Raw genomic sequence first — 5039 nt, forward strand, 5'->3', positions numbered from 1 at the left:
CCAGAGCAAACCGTCGACCTTCAACGCCACCGCGCCGCGTGGGCGACTGCGGTAATCGTAGATATCCTGAATGTCGCGGCCGACCATGCAGGTCACCAGCTGATCGTGGGTCAACTGGCTCATGTCATCGAAGGTGCGCACGTAACGGCCATCCTTGAACACCGTCACCGCGTCGCAAATGCGGAACACCTCTTCCATTCGATGCGAGACGTAGAGCACCACTTTGCCCTCATCGCGCAGGCGGCTGATGATCGCCATCAAACGGTCGATTTCGCGCGCCGAGAGGCTGCTGGTCGGCTCATCGAAGGCGATCACATGCGCGCCACGGGACAGCGCCTTGGCGATTTCCACCAGTTGCCGCTGGCCGAGCGACAGGCGCCCGACCTTGGTCTGCGGGTCGATCTCATCGGCAAGGCCCTTGAGGCAGGCCAGGGCATTCTGGCGCAGGACGCCACGATTGATCAGGCCGAGCCTGGCCGGCAGATGACCGAGAAACAGGTTCTCGGCCACGCTCATTTCCGGCACCAGATGCAGCTCCTGGTGAATCACCGCGACGCCACTGCCGATGCTGTCGGCGGTCGACTTGAACGCCATGGTCTGCTCGCCGATCTGCAACTCGCCGCTGCTCGGGATGTAGCGCCGCCGAGAATTTTCAGCAGGGTCGATTTGCCGGCGCCGTTCTCGCCCATCAAGGCGTGCACCTGCCCCGGGTGGGCGACGAAGCTGATGGCGTCCAGCGCCTTGACCCCGGGAAAAGTCTTGCCGATCCCGTTGAAGCGCAGGCTGCCGCCGCTGCTGTTTACATGTGTCTGTACTTGCGCGTGCATCTGAGTCACCTCTTCACACCGATCGAGCAGCCCTCAGTTCCACAGGCCGATTTTTTCCAGCTCTTGCTTGAAGTTCTCGCGGGTGATCAGGGTGACGTCATCCATCGCCGTGTACTTCGGCGGTTCTTTGCCGGTAGTGACCCACTCGTACATCATCTCGGCGGTCTTGTAGCCTTCGATGTGCGGGCTTGGCAGCATCGAACCGAAGAAACCGCTATTGGGCTTTTTCAGCTCGCCGATGGCGTCGGTGCCATTGATGCCGATACCAATCACGTTGGCCGCAGCGAACCCGGCGGCTTCGGTGGCGCGGACGCCGCCGAGCACGGTGTTGTCGTTCATGCCGCCGATGATCAGGTTCTTCGCTGCGCTGGGCAGCTTGACCAGCGCCGAGTTGGTGGCGTCCATGCTGCCGGGTACATCGAGGGTTTTCAGCGCGGCGGTCAGGATGTGGTCTTTCGGCAGGCCGGCGTCTTCGAGCGCCTTCATCGAACCGTCGGTGCGTTTCTTGCCGGTGTCGAGCTCGTTGTAGGTGTTGACCACCGCGTAAGTGTCTTTCCAGTCCCAGTTGCGTTTCTTCGCTTCGGCGACCATCGCGTTGCCCTGCTTCTGGCCGACTTCAAACGCGGCCATGCCGAGGTACGGCACGTCTTCCATGAACTTGCCGCTGGCGTCGACGAAACGGTCGTCGACGGCGATCACTTTCAGATCATTGAGTTTGGCTTTGGCCATGATTGCCGGGCCGAGCGAGACGTCCGGCGGGCAGATCACGAAGCCTTTGGCGCCGTTGGCCGCAAGGCTGTCGATGGCCGAGAGGGTTTTCTCGCCGTCCGGCACGGCGATCTTGATCAGTTCGAAGCCTTTGTCCTTGGCGGCTTTTTCGGCGAAGGCCCATTCGGTCTGGAACCATGGCTCTTCAGCCTGCTTGACCAGAAAACCGATTTTCACGGCGTCGGCAGCGAGCAGCGTACTGCTCAGACTGAACGCGGTGACCGCCAGCGCGGCACTGCACAGGGTACGAATCCCGAAACGACGTTTCATAAGCTGACTCCTTGTTATTTTTCTTGAGCAAATTAAACAGCTTGTGGCGAGGGAGCTTGCTCCCGCTGGGCTGCGAAGCGGCCCTAAAACCGGTTACCTCGGTCAATCAAACACACCGCGCAGCCCGAATTTACGACTGCTGCGCAGCCGAGCAGGAGCGAGCTCCCTCGCCACAGGTGTGGTGGCGTGACACGTACTGCTGCAAAGCCTGTTGAAAATAGTCATATCGTATGATGATTGGATTTCACGCGGAGTTCACCGCCTGAAATCCAAGCTATTCAGTCGTGGTACATCACCGAGCGTCCACCATCGATGGTGATACACGAGGCATTGATAAACGGCGCTTCGTCACTGGCCAGAAACACCGCGGTCATGGCCACTTCAATCGGCTGGCCGATACGTTTCGGCGGGTGCAGATCGAATGCGCGCTGACGCTCGGCGTGCGGATCGGCAAAACCGTTCCAGTAATCGACGTTGAGTTGCGTCTCGATGTACCCCGGGGCGATGGCGTTGACCCGAACGCCCTTCGCCGCATATTCGATACCCAGCGCCCGGGTCAGCCCAAGCAGGCCGTGCTTGGCCACTGGATACGGGAAGCAGCCGGGAATGATGTGGCTGGAATGGGTCGAGGCGATGTTGATGATGCTGCCGACACCCTGCTCGATCATCTGCGGCAGCACGGCTTTGCAACCGTACCAGGCGCCGTCCAGATCGATGGCGAAGCAACGACGCCAGTCTTCTTCGGTCATTTGCAGCGGGTCGCGGAACACGTTGACCCCGGCGCAGTTGACCAGCACGTCGATGCGCCCGTGCCGCTCAAACGCCAGTCTGGCCATGGCATGCAGGTCTTGCTGGCGCGAGACGTCGGCCTTGATCGCCTGCACGTCAGCGCCCTGCTCGCGCCAGTGCGCGGCAACCTTCTCGACCTTCTCTGCTTGAATATCGCTGATCACCAGCCTGGCCTGATGTGAGGCGAAGGTGGCGACGATGGCTTCGCCGATGCCTTGGGCCGCGCCGGTCAGCAGCACCACTTTGTCTTTCAGACGCTCACCCTTCGGCGGCGCAGGCACCGGCGGCAAGGAAAGAGGTTCAGCCATGGATCAGGACTCCTGTTCGTCAGCACAAAAAAACCGGGCATCTGCCGATGTCCGGTCTGGAAGACTGTGGAAACGAAACAGGCAGGCGCGGCGAGCGACGCCGGGCCGTTGCGAGACGCTGACTCCGTTGGGGAGTGCGATAGAGATTCGCTGCATCACTTCACCTGTTTTGTTCTTTTTAAGTGTGAGTGCGTGTTACTGCTGGAGCCGACTATAAACCCGACCACCGAATAATCTCAATATATAATTTTGCATCCCATATTTTGGGATTCAACCTGCAAACCGCGTGCAGAGTTTGCCCGGCACATCGACCCGCATCGACAATAGCGCACCATCCAGTGGATGGTTATGCGGACTCTGGGCGCTGGTGATGTACAGGGTTTTCAGGTCTTCGCCGCCGAATACGCAACTGGTCGGGCGGCTGACGGGCAAATCGATTTTTCGGTCGATTTGCCCTTCGGGTGTCAGACGCAGCAGGCAGCTGCCGTCCCAACGGGCATTCCACACGTAGCCTTCGGCGTCCATTGCCGAACCGTCCGGGCCGCCGTTCTGGTCCGGACCGTACCAGCGGTTGGCGACATCAAGATTGCCGTCGGTGTGAATGAAATAGCGATTGAGCACCCCGTCGAGGCTGTCGCCGAACAGCAGCGTGGTGCCGTCGTCGCTCCACAGCAAGGTGTTGGGAATCCCCAAGCCACGCAGCAACGGTGTGACGCGCTGGTCGGGATCAATGCGGAACAGGCCACCGGAACGACGCTCGACCGGCAGGTCTTCGCCGTTGGCGCCGATGTTGTTCTGCATGGTGCCCAGCCACAATCGCCCCTGACCATCGCAGCGCGCTTCATTGGGCCGATTGCCCGGTTGCGGATCGGCGATGCAGAACAGCGTCAGGCGTGGCTCAAGGCCCGGGGAATCGAGGTCCAGACGGTACACGCCGCTGCTCAGGGTCACCAACGCGTCGCCGCTGGCGCAAGGGATAAACGCCGAAACGTGCTCAGGCATCTGCCAAATCTGCACGTTGTTGCCGATCAGCCGCAGCGCCTGCTGGCCGGCGATATCGACCCAGTACAGCGCCTGGGTGGGGGCGTCCCAGAACGGGCCTTCTCCGAGTCTGGCGCGGTGTTGGGTTACGGCGGTCCAGCTCATGGCAACTCCTTGGTTCTTGTGGTTTTTATGGTGGGGATTTGTGTTGTCAGCTGGCTTTTTTTGTCGGCCATCACCTGCGGGTAAAAGCGCTTGATTGCCAGGTCGGCATTGTCGATCAGGGTCATGCAGGCCCACACCCCGCGCGCCGCATCGCGGGCGGCGATGGCGTCAGCCATGTCCTTGTGGATCGGCAAGGTGCGACGCAGTTCATCAGGGTCAGCGGCGGAGACTTCAAACGACACCGCGAGCAAGGCGCCGAGGGCCGGGACCATTTGCTCAATGAACTGGTTATGGCTGGCTGCCAGAATGCACTCGTGGAACACCTGGTCGGCACGGTTGTAATCGATGCCGCTGTCGACCGCCCGCTCCAGCGCGTTGTAGGCCAGTTGCACCGCGTGAATTTGCTCCAGGCTGGCGCGCTCGCAGGCCCAGCGCACGGCCATCGGTTCGATGGTACGGCGTAGGTCGAGCAGGTCATCGACGAAATTTTCCGGCAAGCCATTGCGCGATAGCCAACCGACGACTTGCGGATCAAACAGGTTCCAGCGCCGCACCGGTAACACGCGGGTGCCGACTTTCGGTCCGACCTCAAGCATGCCTTTGGCGACCAGCGTCTTGATCGCCTCGCGAATCACGGTGCGGCTGACGCCGAGCTGCTCGCCCAGATCGGCCTCGACCTTGATCGTCTGCCCCGGTTTCACCTGGCCAGCGGCAATCCAGCTGCCCAGCCAATCGACTGTTGATGCATGAAAGCTGCTGGACATGAAGACCTCAAAGCGCTTGGCGATGGGTGTTCACGCTAATCATCATATGATTAACAGTCAATCGGGATTTTAAGGTGACTCTAAAATCCTATGTGGGAGCGAGCCTGCTCGCGAAAGCGATGTATCAGTCGCCCTAATATCGACTGACATATCGTCTTCGCGAGCAG

The 5039-nt window shown here is 60.5% G+C and carries 4 protein-coding genes and 1 pseudogene; all 5 read right to left on the bottom strand.

Annotated elements, in window-relative coordinates; translation table 11 throughout:
• A pseudogene (locus HT737_RS12980) lies at positions 1-689 on the bottom strand (ATP-binding cassette domain-containing protein); the annotation flags it as partial.
• Between the two features lie 171 nt (positions 690-860).
• Positions 861-1865 carry a substrate-binding domain-containing protein gene (locus HT737_RS12985; protein WP_047295641.1) on the bottom strand — a complete coding sequence of 335 codons (1005 nt, stop codon included), beginning with the start codon at positions 1863-1865 and terminating at the stop codon, positions 861-863.
• A gap of 278 nt (positions 1866-2143) precedes the next feature.
• Positions 2144-2962: an SDR family oxidoreductase gene (locus HT737_RS12990; protein WP_182402776.1), complete on the bottom strand. Its 819-nt coding sequence runs from the start codon at positions 2960-2962 to the stop codon at positions 2144-2146.
• A gap of 270 nt (positions 2963-3232) precedes the next feature.
• A complete protein-coding gene (locus tag HT737_RS12995; protein ID WP_182402778.1) occupies positions 3233-4108 on the bottom strand; it encodes an SMP-30/gluconolactonase/LRE family protein in 876 nt (291 codons plus the stop codon).
• The gene (locus HT737_RS13000; RefSeq protein ID WP_182402779.1) at positions 4105-4872 is read right to left on the bottom strand and encodes a FadR/GntR family transcriptional regulator; all 768 of its coding nucleotides are present in this window, start codon (positions 4870-4872) and stop codon (positions 4105-4107) included. The genes HT737_RS12995 and HT737_RS13000 overlap by 4 nt, the downstream gene beginning before the upstream one ends.
• Between the last annotated feature and the right edge of the window lie 167 nt (positions 4873-5039).

It is taken from the genome of Pseudomonas sp. MD195_PC81_125, from assembly GCF_014060985.1.
Taxonomy (GTDB): Bacteria; Pseudomonadota; Gammaproteobacteria; order Pseudomonadales; family Pseudomonadaceae; genus Aquipseudomonas; species Aquipseudomonas parakoreensis.